The sequence below is a fragment of the Mucilaginibacter phyllosphaerae genome, assembly GCF_004378255.1.
Lineage (GTDB): Bacteria > Bacteroidota > Bacteroidia > Sphingobacteriales > Sphingobacteriaceae > Mucilaginibacter > Mucilaginibacter phyllosphaerae.
Window position 1 is genome coordinate 35,748 of sequence record NZ_SNQG01000006.1, and the last position, 14,864, is coordinate 50,611.

Genomic DNA, 14,864 nt, shown 5'->3' on the forward strand with positions numbered 1-14,864 from the left:
TTAAATAATTGGCAATATGGCATCTGCCAGGTTATAGGTAAGATTGCGGTTCCTGTCGGCAATTTTTTTAGCGGGTACGCCGCCTACCACCGTGTAAGGCAACACATCTTTTGCAACTACTGCCCCCGCTGCTACTACTGCGCCTTCACCTATCGTTACACCCGGTAATATAATAGTGCGCGAGCATAACCACACATAATCATGAATAACCACGGGGCTGCCAACTGATGCAAACCCGGCGTCGTTATAATCATGATGAAGCGTCCAGATCATTACTTCATTACTAAGATTTACATTGTTACCGATGGTTAAGCCCATTCGCGCATCCAGCAAAGCATTATGGCCTATGACCGTGCTATTACCTATAACAAGCTGCGATGGCCGGCGTACCTCAAACCCGCGGTACAAACCCGAGCCCTTGCCAATATTTGCTTTTAGCACCCGTAATAATAAAATCCGGATCGTATGAAATGGCAGTTTGCCAATAAACCTGCAAAGTATATAGTAGCAGGCGCCTATTATTTTATCGCTTTGTTTTGTCATGATGCCATGCCATGGGTTAAAAATGTGCCCCTGCTTTTTATTATCCGGGCGGGGATGCCGCCAACAACCATATTGGCCGGCACCGGTTTTGTAACCACACTACCAGCGGCCACTACACACCCTTCGCCAATAGTAACACCTGCTAAAATGGTTACCCCGGCCCCTATCCAGCAGCCGTTTTTAATGATGACAGGTTTCCGTGATACGCCCTGATGTTTAATGGCGATATCGATATCGTCGTAATTGTGGTTTTCAGAAAAGATCTTAACCCCTGGCCCTATTATCACATTATCCCCTATTTCGATACCACCCTGCCCTGCCAGGTAACCATTGCAATTGATGCCGGTATTATTACCTATGATAATACCGGTACCTTTTTGCGCAATAACACCTGTGCAAATAAGAATACAATTGCGCGCTATAGAAACATTGTTTTTAACCACAATGCCCTTATCAGACAAGGCATTAATGTATATGTTATCCTCCAGTATCAGGTTTTTGCCGGCACTAAACAGGTAGGCATGTTTAACAACCACATTATGCCCTACAAACAACAATCCATGCGTGCTTTTAAAAAAAGGCCTTTTCCATAAGCCCCGTAATAATTGCATCATTCTTCCCAAAGCCATTACAGCAACATCCCTGAAACTGTAACGGCTTTCCCATTCATAAGCGGGATCGCCTTTAAGCTTTGCTATAATTTTTGCAAGTATCATAAGCTTTAGCAATTAAGGTAAGTATCTCTGCGGCAGACCTTTGCCAGTTAAAATTTTTACTATGATCTATTCCGTCTACAACCTTTTTCATATAGTACAAACCGTTGTTTAATAACAAATTGATCTTTTTTGCAATATCTTGCGGGTCTTCCGGATCTGCATAAACGGCGGCATCGCCGCAAACCTCGGGCATGGCGGTACGGTTAGATACAACCACCGGTACACCGCATTGCATAGCTTCTAAAGGCGGCAAGCCAAACCCTTCTGCGTATGACGGGAAACAAAAAACTTTTGCGTTGGCATAAATAAGGTACAGGTCGGCCTCTGGTACATACCCGGTAAAAACGATACGATCACGCAGGCCATAATCACCAATAATCGCCCGCAATTCACCATTTAACGCACTTGATTCGCCCACAATGATCAACTTGATGTCCTGATCATCTATCAGGCTTATTGCCTTGATCAGCGTTAATAAATTTTTGCGAATATTAATGCGGCCCACAAAAAGCAAATACTTTTTTGGCAGGTGGTACCGATACATCAACGCTTCGGCATGTTCTTTTGGATAATGTGCCAGCGGCTTAAAATTCTCGCTGATGCCGTGATGCACGATCGCTATATTTTTTTTTTGAGCAACAAAATTATCTATCAATCGCTTTTGCTCACTTTTAGATATGGTGATGATAAGGTTAGCCCGGGCGGCTGTGCTTTTCATATACTTAAAATACCGCCGCTCGGTATTGGTATAATACTGCGGATAATCCAAAAAAAGCATATCGTGGATATAGGCTACTTTAAATAGTTTTTTCGGCCACAAACTGGTAAAGTTTTGAAAGAGCATGGCATCCAAACCATACTTTCGGGCCGCAAATGGCACCAGAAACATATTGGACAAAATATTTGGCACCGAAGGCAAAAACATGGTTTTAACATGGGCAGGGAAATAATTTAATGCCTGCTGTTTATGCTTATTGGCAAATACAAGGTACAGATCAAAACCTGCATGATGTTTAACCATTTGGTTAACCAGATTTTTAACAACCATATTGCCGCTTGGTGGCCCGTCAAAATACCACTTGGCGTCAATCCCCAATTTTATTGGCTGCTTTTCCATATTACACCGCGGTTGCAATTTGCGTTAACACTTTCCGGATCCTGTGCTCCTGATGCCGTTCTATCGCGAGGTTATAAATACCGTTTAGCTTTGCAAGCTTTTTATGCCATTCAAATTTGCCGGCACTTAACAAAGTGTTGTGTGCCATAACCTTTAAAACATCGGGGTTGGCTAATAAGTGGTTTATTACAGCTGCCATTTTATTGGCCATCAGGGTATTTTCATCTATCGCTATTTTTATACCGCTGCAATTACAAATGGCATCGGCCATCCCAAAATGATCTATAGAAAGTGTGGGAACGCCATAACTTATTGCTTCATACAAAACATTGGGGTTATCCTCTGCTATGCTGGTTATGATATGCAGATGAGACATTTGCATAATTTTAAATGATGCTGCCCTGCTTACCTGGCCGTTCCAAACAATATTGGATGCAATGCCCAGTTCAATTGCTAATTTTTTAAGCGATTGGGTTAAGGGCCCGCTTCCTAAAATATGTATCACCCAGTTTTTTTGCTTTACCAGGGCCAATGCCTGTAAACAAAGCTGTAAATTTTTACGGTTGTTATGTGTGCCGCACCATATCAGGCGCACTTGCCTGTTAACGCCATCAAATTTTTCTTCGGCAAAGCGGGCATCGGGTACCAGCCAGGTTTCGGGCAAATGGATGCTTGGTTTGCCCATTTTTTCTTGAATAACGGCTTGCGCATAGGTGGTTGCTGCAACCAAAACACCGGCCTGCCTAAATGCCTTCTTAATTCTTACCGAGTAGTTTAGCTGTAAGTAATTAATAGCGTTTTTTAAGGCAAACTTAAATTGGGCTGCTACCGGCTGGCCCTGCATTAACCGCTTGTCTACCATCATCATGCCACCTATTGGCCCCCAAACAAAAGGTTTATTCAGCTGCCATAAAAAACCGGGCTCTCTAAACCCGATGGGGCCTAACTGATGCACAACATCAATATCCACGGTTTCTAAAAGCATTTTTGCCGCGCGCAATGCCCGCCTTTGCCACAGGTAATATGCAAAATAAAAAAACCACCCCGCACCCGCTTTATTAAGCAGGTTAATAGCTTTTGCCGCCCGGCCCCCATCCACCTCAATAAATTTAATAGCCGGGTTAGGGTTTTCGCTGATATACTTGCGCAGCGTATGCGTATCGCCCATATGATCGTCGGACATGCCATACAGCACCCAAACATCGTGGCTTGTGGCCAGGTATTTAACGGTATTCCATGCTGCCGCATATTCCGATCCTTTATAAGGAGAAATGGCATAGGCCGATATTAAGATCTTTTTCCTCATTCACTTATTGTATTTGCCCCGGTGTGTTAAATACATCCCTGTAAAAATATTTCCAGCGGATAATATCAAGTTGTTTAAATAACAGTGATATCAGGTACGCGGGATAGGCTAAATGCCTGCGCATTACGGCCATTTCCTCTTTATGCATCTTATTTACATCGGCACTGGCGCCACCGGTGCGCATATAAACCACCAGTTCATTTATGTATTTAATTTTATACCCGCGCTGTTTCATCCTTAAAAACATATCAAAATCCATCGCTATTTTAAAAAAGGTATCATACTGGCCAATTTGCCGGTAAACTTCGCGCCGCACAAAGCAGGTTGGGTGCATTACAAACATGCCGAAGTTGAGCCAGCTTACCTTACTTTTTTTAATGCGCTGATGGCCATTACCGCCCATCAGCATAATATTACCACAACAGATGTTATCGGCCGTGGAAACACGTTCCATCATCAGCTCAACGGCATTGAGCGTGTACCAGTCGTCGCCGTTTATCATTCCTATCCATTCGCCTGTCGCCCTGGCAATACCTTTGTTAAAACCATCGGCAATGCCTTTATCCGGCTCGCTGATATGCCAGGCAATCTGATCACGGTATTTGTTAATAATATTTAAAGTACCATCTGTAGATCCGCCGTCAACAATCACATATTCGATATTCGGATAGGTTTGATTGATAACACTAAGAATAGTGGTTTCGATAGTATCTACTGCATTATACACAGTGGTAACAATGGTGACTTTAGCAGGCAGGTTGTAAAATGTTTCCATAAAATATCAAGTTATTATACAGGCACGGCCTGCGTATGATGCGCTTCTTGCTGCTTTACTTTATAAACAAGCGACCTGAAATTGAGGTAGCTGTAGCCAAGCGTTATCATAATAATGCTCATCTCTACACTAAAAAATGCGCTAACCACGTAATTTGTAAACAACAGGCTTAAGATGCAGCCAATGGATATTGCCGAAAAAAACCTGATGATAGGTTTACTGCCGGCGCTTATATAGTTTTTCCAGTTGGTTATAATAAGGCCGAAGAAAACAAGCAGATATACAAGCACCCCGGTTAAACCCGTTTTTACCAATATATATAACCAGCCATTGTGCAGCACCGGAATGTATTGAAATTCGGTATCTTTCCCTAAACGGATAAAAACCTTCAGATCTATCAGTTTACCCAGGCCGCCAAAGATCCATTCCGGAGTGGTACCGCTTAGGTACCCGCGCAGGGCCATAAAAGATTCGTATCCGCGGTAGCGGATGTTTATATCCTGCTCGGTTTTATATTCGTTTATGCTTATCTCTGAAAACGAACTGATGATCTTGGCCATGAATGTGCTGGACGAATCCACCTTGAATGCATCAGCAGGAATAATACTGAATAAAAAGAAGCAGAGAAATAATGCAGGCGCTATCCATAGTTTTTTTAGTTTATCGGCAAGCAGTAAAAAAACAAAGCAGCAGGTAATAACCAAATACGTACGCGATGCAAACATGTAAACACCAAACAAATTTACAGCGGTGAAAATATTGAACCAATTGCGGCTGTACAGGGTGATGTTAAACTTACGGCTAAGTAACAGCAAAGCCAGCGCAAGCGGCGGGGCAGGAGTGCCCACAATACCAATGGCGTAATGCGCAGAATATGGATCGATAAGTGCACTTAAGCCTACAAAGTAAATAGATACAGCCGCAACCATAACTGAAGTGATTATGCCGGCCAGCACCATTGTTCTTATAAATTCATCAATCTCTACACGGCAGGCCAAAACAATACCGCACAATATAAACAGCACCGGTAACGAAAAATAGTAAAGATCCTTCAGGATGTTGTAGTTTTCGTTACGATAACCCACAACTAAACCCAGCACGGCCGGCACAAGCAAAAGGGTAAAAAGCCCTACCAGCCTGATGGCGCTAAAATGCTGCTGAAGCGGCATTGCAATAATAATTACTACAACAGCCAGCACAACCACCTGCACGTGAAAAAACGATGCTAAAACAAGCACTAAAAGCATTATAGGGTATCTGCCGGATATGATCATGCCTGAAAAATTTGTTCTGCGGGTTTTGTGTAGCTATCTTTTATATAGCGGGCGGGGTTGCCTGTCCAGATCTGCCCGCCGGGGATACTCTGGCTCACTACAGAGCCGGCTCCTACTATGGCGTTCTCGCCAATAGTTACACCCTTTAAAATGGTGCAATGCGCCCCAATAAAGGCACCATCCTTAATGATCACCGGCCGCGTTTTAACACCAGCCAGGCTTTCGGGATAACTGTTGCGAAACTGTGGATCAAGCGAGTGAAAATCGGTATCATAAATTACCGTGTTACCCCCTATTTTTACATTTTTACCTATGCTAATATGGTTGTGGCAAACAATAGCCGTTGCGCTGAGGCCCACATTATCATCAATAAAAAGCGCTGCATTTTTGGCCACAATAAAAAAGCAGGGCTGCTGCCTGCCAATCATATTAAAATACTTACCGCTGTTAAAGCTAAAGCGCTTTCCAATTGTAAAGCTCCCCTGCAGGTCAACATTAACTACCGGTATGCCATAGCAAATAAAATCGTTGTTATACTGCACGCCGTTCAGGTTAAATTTAAGGCAAGTGATCATCCACGAATAGCTGCGCGCCACCCGGTAAAAAGCCCCCCTTAATATTTTATATAATTTCCTGACGAGATGCATAAGCTGTTAATTACTGTGTTCGTATTCAACAAAATCCTCAATATCCCAAAAACGCGATATATTTTGCGTTATCCATTCCGGGTCTTTTTCCCACCATCTAAAATAAAGCAGGTAATCTATCTGGTCGTCGTTAAACCGCTTTTTAATTACTTTAGCCGGGTTGCCGCCCACTATTTCATAAAGCCCTACATCCTTTACCACTACCGCGTTGGCTGCAATAATGGCCCCATCGGCAATTTTAACACCATCAATAATAATGGCGTTGGCGCCTATCCAAACATCGTTACCTATGGTTACCTGTTTATAGTTTTTAAAAACTGCCCTATCGGTAAAGTTCCTTACAAAATTACCCTGGTTGTTAAAGGTTACCGGGTGCGTACTTACAAATTTTGAGGTTGGATGCATGCCCGGCGCTATTTTAACATGAGGGCCTACCGAGCAATATTTACCCATTTTAGTATGCATAATGTAGGTGTAGCTGTTGATGTAACTAAAATCGCCAAGCTGGGAGTTGATAATTACACAGTGCTCGCCTATCCAGTTGTACTTTCCAAACACACAATTATTGATCACACTTAAATAGCCTATGCGCAAGTGCCTGCCCCAGTACTGCAGCTGCAAGCCACATTTTAATTTCAGCCAGCTTAAATACTCGCCCAAAGGGTTTTTAAACAGCGACCTATCTACGTAAGCTTTCATACTTTAAGTATTAAAAATGCCCTTAGCTGTACCGTTTATTATTTTTTTGGTTTGGATGCTGAAAATTGCGCCCATCACTATAAAAAGCAGCGCGTTAGATAAGGTTACCCCTGCTAAACCTATCTGTTTACCTAAAAAAACAGCCAGCGGGATATTGATGAGCGCACTGCCCAAAACCAGGTACAGCTGCAGCCTTATCTTACCAACACCGTTTAGCAGGTAAACATGGATGATTTGCCAGAGGGAAGCAATGATATATACACACATGCTAACAGAAAGGCTTAACGGAACGCTTACTTTGTGGCCCAGCCAAAGGTTGTACAATAAAGGGGAAAGCGCCAGCATCAGTAAGGTTACGCAGCTTAGGGCTACCCAAACTTTATGGATCTTTTGCATAGTGGTTTTTATCCAGCTGTAATCCTGCTTGGTGTAAGCTTCGGTAAATGCACTCCAAAATGGTGTAATAATAATAGTGAACAGCATCAGTATCACCGAAAATAACTTATATGCGATGTTAAAGGTTGTTACTTCCTGCGGGCCAAAAAGCTGCGTAATAACAATATTATCCGTTTCGAAAAGTACCAGCGCCCCCAGTTGTATCACCAGAAAAGCACTGCCCGAACCTAACATTTCCCGGGTGTATTTAAGGTTAACAAGGGCTAATGAAGGGGCCATTAGCTTGTAACTGGCTTTATATAACCACAAACTGGCCACGGCTAAAACTATTAAAGGCATGCCTGCCATTACCAGCAACAGGTTGATAAGCGACCCTTGCGTTACCCGGGTTAAAACAAAAATAGCCAGCAGCATAAGGGCCTGCCCCACAACATTCAGTAACGAACTGATAGCCGGTTGCTGATTGGCCGTTAAAACTATATTAATAAGCTGCACTACAAATTGCAGGCAAAAAAAGCCGAACATCATTAATGCTAACCGGTTAAGCCCTGCGGTTTGCGGTGCGTTTAATATTTGCTGCCAGTTAATATAGGGGTTTAGCAGGTAAAAAACTGCAAATAGTATCACCGCTATACCACCCAGCAAAACATAGGTTGTGCTAACGTAACTGCGTGCACGGGTATAGTCGCCCATGGCTATGGCGGCGGCCAGCTTGTTCTTAAGCCCGTTACCCAGGCCTATATCAAAAAATGCCGCCCATGCTATTACCGAACTAAGGGTTAACCAAATACCATATTGCGTAGGGTTTACATACCCAATGGTAAGCGGTATTAAAACAAGCGATATCACCACACTGCCGCCTTTTAAAAACACCGAAAAAATAATATTCTTCTTCAGCCTGACGGACCGCTGATGCCCCCGGTTTAAAAAATTATAAATATTGCTTTGTATAGCTTGTATCATAGCAGTTCACAATTATCGGGTACCCGGCCTTAATTTATTTAACACGGATGAAAACACGTTATTGTTACGGTTCTCTTCCATAGCGTAGCCATAGCTTTCGTAGCCATGCCCATAGCCGGTAATGTTATTCTTGCTTGTTTCTATACCGTTAACTATCAGGTACAGCTGCTTAACTTTTTTCTCTTTATACAGATCGTTAACAATGCCCAACTGCGATTTATAGGTATAATTTTGCCTTACCACATAGCAGGTGATATCCGCATACTCCTCTATCAGCAGCGCATCAGAGGCCAAACCTACCGGTGCCGAATCAATAATTACATAGTCAAATCTGTTTCTTAACTCCTCTATCAGCGTTTTAAGGCGATCGCTCATCAGCAGTTCTGCCGGGTTTGGCGGGATTGGCCCCGAAGAGATGAAAAAGAAGTTATCATTAAAAGTAGATGGCTTGATAAGGGTATCTATGCAATCCTTATCCTGCGAGATCACAAAGTTGGTAAAGCCATACTCCTCATCCAAACCCAGGTTATCCATTAATTTAGGCTTACGCAGATCAAGCTCCAGCAGTACTACCTTTTTGCCTGATAATGCGATAGAATTGCCCAGGTTTAACGATATAAATGATTTGCCCTCCCCGCTCATGCTGGAGGTGAACAGGATAACGTTTGATTTGCCTTTATCTGTTACATATCTTAAACCGGTGCGCAGGGCGCGGATCTCTTCTAAAATAATAGAATGCGCATCGTTGTTAGACAGCAGCTTGCGGCTATTGTTATGCAAACCACGGCTTATTTCGCCTAACAGCGGCACATCCGTATGCCTCACTATATCTGATTTTGTATTTATCCGGATATTGAGCATCTCTTTGATGCAAAGCCCTGTAACGGCAATAAACAACCCTATAAAGCTGCCAATTAAGTATAGGGTAGGTATTTTAGGCGTATAGGGCGCCTCATCACTTTCGGCGTTATCCAGTATGCTGCAATTAGATATGGTAGCCGTTTGCGCAATGGCGGTTTCTTCCCGCTTTTGCAAAAGGAAAAGATACAACTCCTGCTTAAGGCTTTGCTGGCGCGAATAATCCAGGTAAATGCGCTCTTTAACCGGCGCTTCGGACATGTTGCCGGCTATTACTGAATTTTGCCTTTTAAAGGCCGACTGAGAAACCTGCAAGCTGTTACGATAGTTTTTTAAACCTGTAAGCAGCGATTTACGGCTCAATTTTATTTGCTCATCCAGATTCTGAATAACGGGGCTTGTTTCCAGCAACGTTAACTTTAGTTGCTCTTTACGCAGCAACATTTCATTATAGGCGTTAATAGCGGTACCAAAAGACACATCCTTTATAACCAGCGATGTAGGCACCACCTGGGGGTTATTGCCATCGTTAACATATCTATACAGGTTGTTCACTACATCCAGCTGTACCTGGTTGGCATTTAGCTTATCCTGGTAATCTTCGGCCCCGGCAACCAATGCCTTGGCCTGTGCCCCTATATCCGAAATTTTATTTTTAACTTTATACTGTTCCAGGCTTTTCTCTACCTTATTCAACTCAGAGCCTACAACAACCAGGCGATTGTCTATAAACTTCATGGTGCTGTCTGCAATACGGATCTTTTTGGTAAGATTATCCGCGAGGTAGATCTCCATCATCTTCTGCAAGATCTGTTCGCCTTTTTTAGGGTTATTATAGCTCAATTGCAGGTCTATAACGGTAGCCTGCTTATCATCCAGCAGTACGTTATAATTTTCTGACAAGGTGCGCTCGGCTTTTTTTATTGTTTCAACTGCCAGCTCAAAATCTCCCGACGATTTAAACCACGGTGTTTTATTAAGTGTAAGCGTGTAACCATCCAGTTTTACAGGCCGGCCAAAAACGCCGTCTAACTCCAGGTCGCCCTTTTTTTCCTGCAAATGATAAGCCTTATCATTCAGAATAGTTATTTTAAAATTGCCAGATGCTACAGAATCCTGTTTGTTACTTATAAAAGCGGTGAATGGCGCATTGTTATAAATCTCCACATCTTTATAACCGGTATGCTTATATAGATGAACGTTAAGCTGCAAGGCGGCGATAACCTTTTTAAGCAAACTGCTTGATTTTAAGATCTTCACCTCATTATCGGCGTTGCTTTTAATGCTTAACAGCGAAGCCAGATCGCCGTTACTACCACCGGTTAAGGATTTTGCCGGGCTGTTTTTGTCATCCTCTACTATAATTTTACTTACAACATTCCACTTATTGGGTAAACGCTGTACGTAAATAAATGTGGCAAAAAGGCAAATTGCCACGCTTATTACAAATACATACCAATAATTAAGGCCAATGGCAATTATACTTCTTAAATCGCCGCCGCTTTCTGCTTTTTTGTAAGTAAAGTCAAGCTTATCTGCTAAGATGTCCACTTTATTCATAAGCCTATTATATAACGTTAGATGATAAATACCCGGCGGAGTGGTGTTGCAGAGCCTTTTTGGCTATCCCTTGTTTCCGTTTTGGAAAGTTAATCAGTAAAACGCCTTTATTATCAATTTAAGGCTTGTTGAACAAACTGAACAGCTATATAACGAATGAACAAAATAAATATCGGCAGGTAGTATGCCACTCAAAAACTCATTAAAAAAGCACATAAACAAAACGCCCCGCGATAAAATCGCAGGGCGTTTGATATTTGAAGGTTGGCTAAACTTACAGTTTGCCAATTTCCTGAACAAGGTCAATCAGTTTGTTCGAGTAACCCCACTCGTTATCGTACCATGATACAACTTTAACAAAGTTATCGTTAAGTGCGATACCTGCTTTTGCATCAAAAATTGATGTGCGTGCATCACCTTTAAAATCTTCAGATACAACTTCATCTTCGGTGTAACCTAAAATACCTTTCAATTCACCTTCTGAAGCTTCTTTCATAGCGGCTTTGATACCTTCGTATGAAGTTGGGGTTTTTAAACGCACAACCAAATCAACAACAGAAACGTCGGCAACCGGAACACGGAACGACATACCGGTTAATTTACCTTTTAATTGCGGTAATACTAAACCCACTGCTTTGGCAGCACCGGTAGATGAAGGGATAATGTTCTGGTAAGCGCCACGGCCGCCTCTCCAGTCTTTTGCCGATGGGCCGTCAACTGTTTTTTGGGTAGCTGTTACCGCGTGTACAGTGGTCATCAAGCCTTCTTCGATACCAAATTTATCATCTAAAACCTTAGCAATCGGCGCTAAACAGTTAGTAGTACATGATGCATTTGATACGATAGTTTGCTCTGGTTTTAGCAATTTATGATTTACACCCATTACAAATGTAGGGGTATCATCTTTTGCTGGTGCGCTCATAACCACTTTTTTAGCGCCGGCATCAATATGTTTTTGTGCAGTATCTATGGTTAAGAATAACCCGGTAGACTCGATGATCACTTCTGCACCTACTTCATTCCATTTAAGGTTTGCAGGGTCTTTTTCGGCAGTTACACGGATAGTTTTACCGTTAACCACCAAATGGCCGCCTTCTACAGCGATAGTGCCTTTGAAAGGGCCGTGGGTAGAATCATATTTTAACATGTAAGCCATGTAATCAGGCTCAACAAGGTCATTAATACCTACAACTTCAACGCCTTCTCTTTCAATTGCGGCCCTGAAAGCTAAACGGCCGATACGGCCAAAGCCGTTAATTCCTATTTTCATGATTTTTAATTTTTATTAGAATAATATGTCAATAAATGGTTTATGGGTTCTTTTATAATATCCGTAATGGTGATACCATTGGCCATTGCAGCTTCTTTTAAATAATCCTGAAAGTTGGCTGCAACTGTGCCTGCAAAATGTACAGAAGCCCCGGGATGCTGTTCATTCAGCGGTACCAGGTAGGTTTTTACCAGCTTATCAAAGCCGGTTGTGATCATGTTTTTAATATATGCGTCCTGCTTGTTATCCACAAAAAAATCGCTGAAAGAACTCAGGAACAAGGCCGGTTGTTTTTGCCGATAAACCTTTTCCAGCAAGGTTTTACGGTCTGCATCATAGCGCTGTACAAACTTTTTACGAATGTTTTGCGGCAGGGTCTCGCTCATAAAACCTTTTATCAGCTGCCTGCCCAGCCAGTTGCCAGATCCTTCGTCGGCCAGTATATAACCTAAACCATAATTATTTGGTTTTACCTTTTTGCCATCGTACCAGGCGGCGTTGCTGCCGCTGCCGCAAATGCTAACAATACCGGGTGCGTTACGGCAGCAGGCAATGGCAGCAGCCTCTATATCGTGCCCAACGGTAATTTTAGCAAATTTAAAAAATGCTGCAAATGCATTATGTACGATCTGCTTCAACTCATCTGAAGAGGCGCCGGCGCCAAAAAAGTAAATCCGTTTTATTTCTTCGGCGTGATGTATCAGGTTGATATTTTTGTTAAAGAGCTGAACGATATACTTTTCGTCGTTAAAATAGGGATTAATAGCATTGGTATTGAACGAGGCTATCGTTCGTCCCTTATCGGCTAATCGCCAGCCGGCATTGTTAGATCCACTATAAACAACTGCAATCATTAAATTGATAATATATCTGCCATCTGCATCAGGTCATCTTCTAACTTAAACTGATGCTGGGTTAAGGCCTCTTCAAGGCTTGTTAATTTTATGTGGTTGGCTTCAAGCCCTACCATCATTTGTGTTGCGCCATTTATCATGGCGTTTACTGCTGCAAAACCCAAACGGCTGCCCAGTATCCTGTCAAATGCCGATGGGCTGCCGCCGCGCTGCAAGTGGCCTAATATAGTAACTTTTATATCGTAAAACTTGATTTGTTTTTTAACTGCTTCGGCCAGATCATAGGCGCCGCCGCACTTATCTCCCTCAGCCACAATCACGATGCTGGATGACTTTTTGTTATACTGGCCGGCCTTCAGGTTTTCTATCAGGTGATCAATAGCGGTATCCCGCTCGGGCAGTAAAATTGCCTCTGCACCGCAGGATATGCCTGCCCGTAAGGCAATCGCGCCCGAATCGCGTCCCATCACTTCTATAAAAAATAAACGGTCGTGTGCATCAGCCGTATCGCGGATCTTGTCAATAGCCTCGATAACGGTATTGGTGGCCGTATCAAAACCTAAAGTATAGGTTGAACCATACAAATCATTATCTATAGTACCGGGTACCCCAATTACAGCAATATCCGGGTATTTTCTGGAGAAACGGAGCGCGCCGGTAAAAGTACCGTCACCGCCAATTACCACAATGCCGTCTATACCACTTGCTTTAAGGTTTTGATAGGCTATCTCCATACCTTCATCGGTACGAAACGGCAAACACCTGGCGGTTTTTAAGATGGTACCACCCAGGTTTAAGATATTACTTACCGACCGGGTGTTCATATCATACATGTTATTATCGATAAGCCCCTGATAGCCCTGGCGGATACCTGCAACCTGCAGGCCGTTATAAATAGCGGTACGTACAACAGCCCTTATACAGGGATTCATGCCCGGGGCATCACCGCCTGAAGTAAGAACTGCTATTTTTTTGATTTTTTGCATTATTTACAGAAGTAAATTTATGGGTGCGAATATAGTGTGTCAAATTTACACCATTAAATTTATTTATTTATTTTTAGATTAAAAATTAAGCGATATATTTAAGCACAATTAACCTAAATACATTCTAATCCCTTGGAAGTAAAGTTACCTACATTTAACTCAGTTTTTTCTATTGACTGTGTCATTTTTGGCTTCGAAGCCGGAGAACTGAAAATATTACTAATAGAACGTAATGAAGAGCCTTTTAAAGACTGGCTTGCATTACCCGGATATATTGTGGAGCAGGACGAGAGTATTGACGATGCTGCAGAACGTATTTTATATGAATTAACGGGCCTGCGCGACCTGCATATGCAGCAGTTTCATACCTTTGGCGAAGTTAACCGCCACCCCCAGGGGCGTGTAATTACCGTTGCCTATTATGCGCTGATACGTATAAACGGGCAAAAAGAAGTAAAACCGGTTACACAATATGCTAAAAGCGCTTTCTGGCACCCGGTTAACGAGTTGCCCAAGCTGGCGTTTGACCATAGCGAGATCTTTGAAACGGGTTTCAATAAAATTCGCCGCAGGCTCAATTACCAGCCCATTGCATTTGAATTACTGCCAGAAAAATTCACCCTCACCCAGCTGCAATCGCTTTACGAGGCCGTGTTGAACAAAAAGCTGGATAAGCGTAACTTCCGTAAAAAAATGCTGAGTTACGGCTTTTTGAAAGAATTGGATGAGAAGCAAAAAGGGGTATCCTACCGTGCTGCCAAGCTTTATAAATTCGACCGCCGCAAGTACACCAAAATTTTCCAGAATGACCTTAACCTTGATAAATAAAGCAGAACGTAAAAATTATTAGCGTTAAGAATCAAGATACAAAATATAAGAAAGGCGCATCCTTACCGATGC

The 14,864-nt window shown here is 42.6% G+C and carries 14 protein-coding genes; 1 reads left to right on the top strand and 13 read right to left on the bottom strand.

The window, feature by feature from the left end:
- The 13 genes from E2R65_RS15995 to pfkA all read right to left on the bottom strand — a co-directional run bounded on the left by E2R65_RS15995 (position 1) and on the right by pfkA (position 13,964).
- Complete coding sequence (locus tag E2R65_RS15995; RefSeq protein ID WP_134337499.1) at positions 1-543, bottom strand: acyltransferase; 543 nt, start codon at positions 541-543, stop codon at positions 1-3.
- A complete protein-coding gene (locus tag E2R65_RS16000; protein WP_134337500.1) occupies positions 540-1,259 on the bottom strand; it encodes an acyltransferase in 720 nt (239 codons plus the stop codon). Before E2R65_RS16000 ends, E2R65_RS15995 begins: the two co-directional genes overlap by 4 nt.
- Complete coding sequence (locus E2R65_RS16005; RefSeq protein ID WP_134337501.1) at positions 1,228-2,376, bottom strand: glycosyltransferase family 4 protein; 1,149 nt, start codon at positions 2,374-2,376, stop codon at positions 1,228-1,230. Before E2R65_RS16005 ends, E2R65_RS16000 begins: the two co-directional genes overlap by 32 nt.
- 1 nt (position 2,377) lies before the next feature.
- On the bottom strand, positions 2,378-3,682 hold the full coding sequence (locus tag E2R65_RS16010; protein WP_134337502.1) for a glycosyltransferase: 1,305 nt from the start codon (positions 3,680-3,682) through the stop codon (positions 2,378-2,380).
- A 4-nt stretch (positions 3,683-3,686) separates the two neighbouring features.
- A complete protein-coding gene (locus E2R65_RS16015) occupies positions 3,687-4,457 on the bottom strand; it encodes a glycosyltransferase family 2 protein (protein ID WP_134337503.1) in 771 nt (256 codons plus the stop codon).
- 14 nt (positions 4,458-4,471) lie between these two features.
- On the bottom strand, positions 4,472-5,704 hold the full coding sequence (locus E2R65_RS16020; RefSeq protein WP_134337504.1) for a hypothetical protein: 1,233 nt from the start codon (positions 5,702-5,704) through the stop codon (positions 4,472-4,474).
- Positions 5,705-5,727: 23 nt separating this feature from the next.
- Entirely contained in the window at positions 5,728-6,378 is a 651-nt protein-coding gene (locus E2R65_RS16025; RefSeq protein WP_134337505.1) for an acyltransferase, read from the bottom strand.
- 6 nt (positions 6,379-6,384) lie between these two features.
- Positions 6,385-7,077, bottom strand: coding sequence for a CatB-related O-acetyltransferase (locus E2R65_RS19965; protein WP_308472303.1), 693 nt, complete (start codon positions 7,075-7,077; stop codon positions 6,385-6,387).
- A gap of 3 nt (positions 7,078-7,080) precedes the next feature.
- Positions 7,081-8,436: a lipopolysaccharide biosynthesis protein gene (locus tag E2R65_RS16035; RefSeq protein ID WP_134337506.1), complete on the bottom strand. Its 1,356-nt coding sequence runs from the start codon at positions 8,434-8,436 to the stop codon at positions 7,081-7,083.
- A 12-nt stretch (positions 8,437-8,448) separates the two neighbouring features.
- Positions 8,449-10,854, bottom strand: a complete 2,406-nt coding sequence (locus E2R65_RS16040; protein WP_134337507.1) for a GumC family protein — start codon at positions 10,852-10,854, stop codon at positions 8,449-8,451.
- 274 nt (positions 10,855-11,128) lie between these two features.
- Positions 11,129-12,124, bottom strand: coding sequence for a type I glyceraldehyde-3-phosphate dehydrogenase (gene gap / locus E2R65_RS16045; RefSeq protein ID WP_134337508.1), 996 nt, complete (start codon positions 12,122-12,124; stop codon positions 11,129-11,131).
- Between the two features lie 5 nt (positions 12,125-12,129).
- The gene (locus E2R65_RS16050) at positions 12,130-12,978 is read right to left on the bottom strand and encodes a hypothetical protein (protein ID WP_134337509.1); all 849 of its coding nucleotides are present in this window, start codon (positions 12,976-12,978) and stop codon (positions 12,130-12,132) included.
- Positions 12,978-13,964: a 6-phosphofructokinase gene (gene pfkA, locus E2R65_RS16055; protein WP_183500398.1), complete on the bottom strand. Its 987-nt coding sequence runs from the start codon at positions 13,962-13,964 to the stop codon at positions 12,978-12,980. Before pfkA ends, E2R65_RS16050 begins: the two co-directional genes overlap by 1 nt.
- Positions 13,965-14,096: 132 nt before the next feature.
- Here pfkA and E2R65_RS16060 point away from each other — a divergent pair, with 132 nt between their 5' ends.
- Positions 14,097-14,792, top strand: a complete 696-nt coding sequence (locus E2R65_RS16060) for an NUDIX hydrolase (protein ID WP_134337511.1) — start codon at positions 14,097-14,099, stop codon at positions 14,790-14,792.
- Positions 14,793-14,864 lie beyond the last annotated feature (72 nt).

What these genes read in the sequence shown, in the direction of transcription:
- E2R65_RS16000 (WP_134337500.1), bottom strand. Translation starts at nt 1,259, where the DNA reads ATGATACTTGCAAAAATTATAGCAAAGCTTAAAGGCGATCCCGCTTAT.
- E2R65_RS16020 (WP_134337504.1), bottom strand. Translation starts at nt 5,704, where the DNA reads ATGCTTTTAGTGCTTGTTTTAGCATCGTTTTTTCACGTGCAGGTGGTT.
- E2R65_RS16025 (WP_134337505.1), bottom strand. Translation starts at nt 6,378, where the DNA reads ATGCATCTCGTCAGGAAATTATATAAAATATTAAGGGGGGCTTTTTAC.
- E2R65_RS16040 (WP_134337507.1), bottom strand. Translation starts at nt 10,854, where the DNA reads ATGAATAAAGTGGACATCTTAGCAGATAAGCTTGACTTTACTTACAAA.
- E2R65_RS19965 (WP_308472303.1), bottom strand. Translation starts at nt 7,077, where the DNA reads ATGAAAGCTTACGTAGATAGGTCGCTGTTTAAAAACCCTTTGGGCGAG.
- E2R65_RS16035 (WP_134337506.1), bottom strand. Translation starts at nt 8,436, where the DNA reads ATGATACAAGCTATACAAAGCAATATTTATAATTTTTTAAACCGGGGG.
- E2R65_RS16015 (WP_134337503.1), bottom strand. Translation starts at nt 4,457, where the DNA reads ATGGAAACATTTTACAACCTGCCTGCTAAAGTCACCATTGTTACCACT.
- pfkA (WP_183500398.1), bottom strand. Translation starts at nt 13,964, where the DNA reads ATGCAAAAAATCAAAAAAATAGCAGTTCTTACTTCAGGCGGTGATGCC.
- E2R65_RS16050 (WP_134337509.1), bottom strand. Translation starts at nt 12,978, where the DNA reads ATGATTGCAGTTGTTTATAGTGGATCTAACAATGCCGGCTGGCGATTA.
- E2R65_RS16010 (WP_134337502.1), bottom strand. Translation starts at nt 3,682, where the DNA reads ATGAGGAAAAAGATCTTAATATCGGCCTATGCCATTTCTCCTTATAAA.
- gap (WP_134337508.1), bottom strand. Translation starts at nt 12,124, where the DNA reads ATGAAAATAGGAATTAACGGCTTTGGCCGTATCGGCCGTTTAGCTTTC.
- E2R65_RS15995 (WP_134337499.1), bottom strand. Translation starts at nt 543, where the DNA reads ATGACAAAACAAAGCGATAAAATAATAGGCGCCTGCTACTATATACTT.
- E2R65_RS16005 (WP_134337501.1), bottom strand. Translation starts at nt 2,376, where the DNA reads ATGGAAAAGCAGCCAATAAAATTGGGGATTGACGCCAAGTGGTATTTT.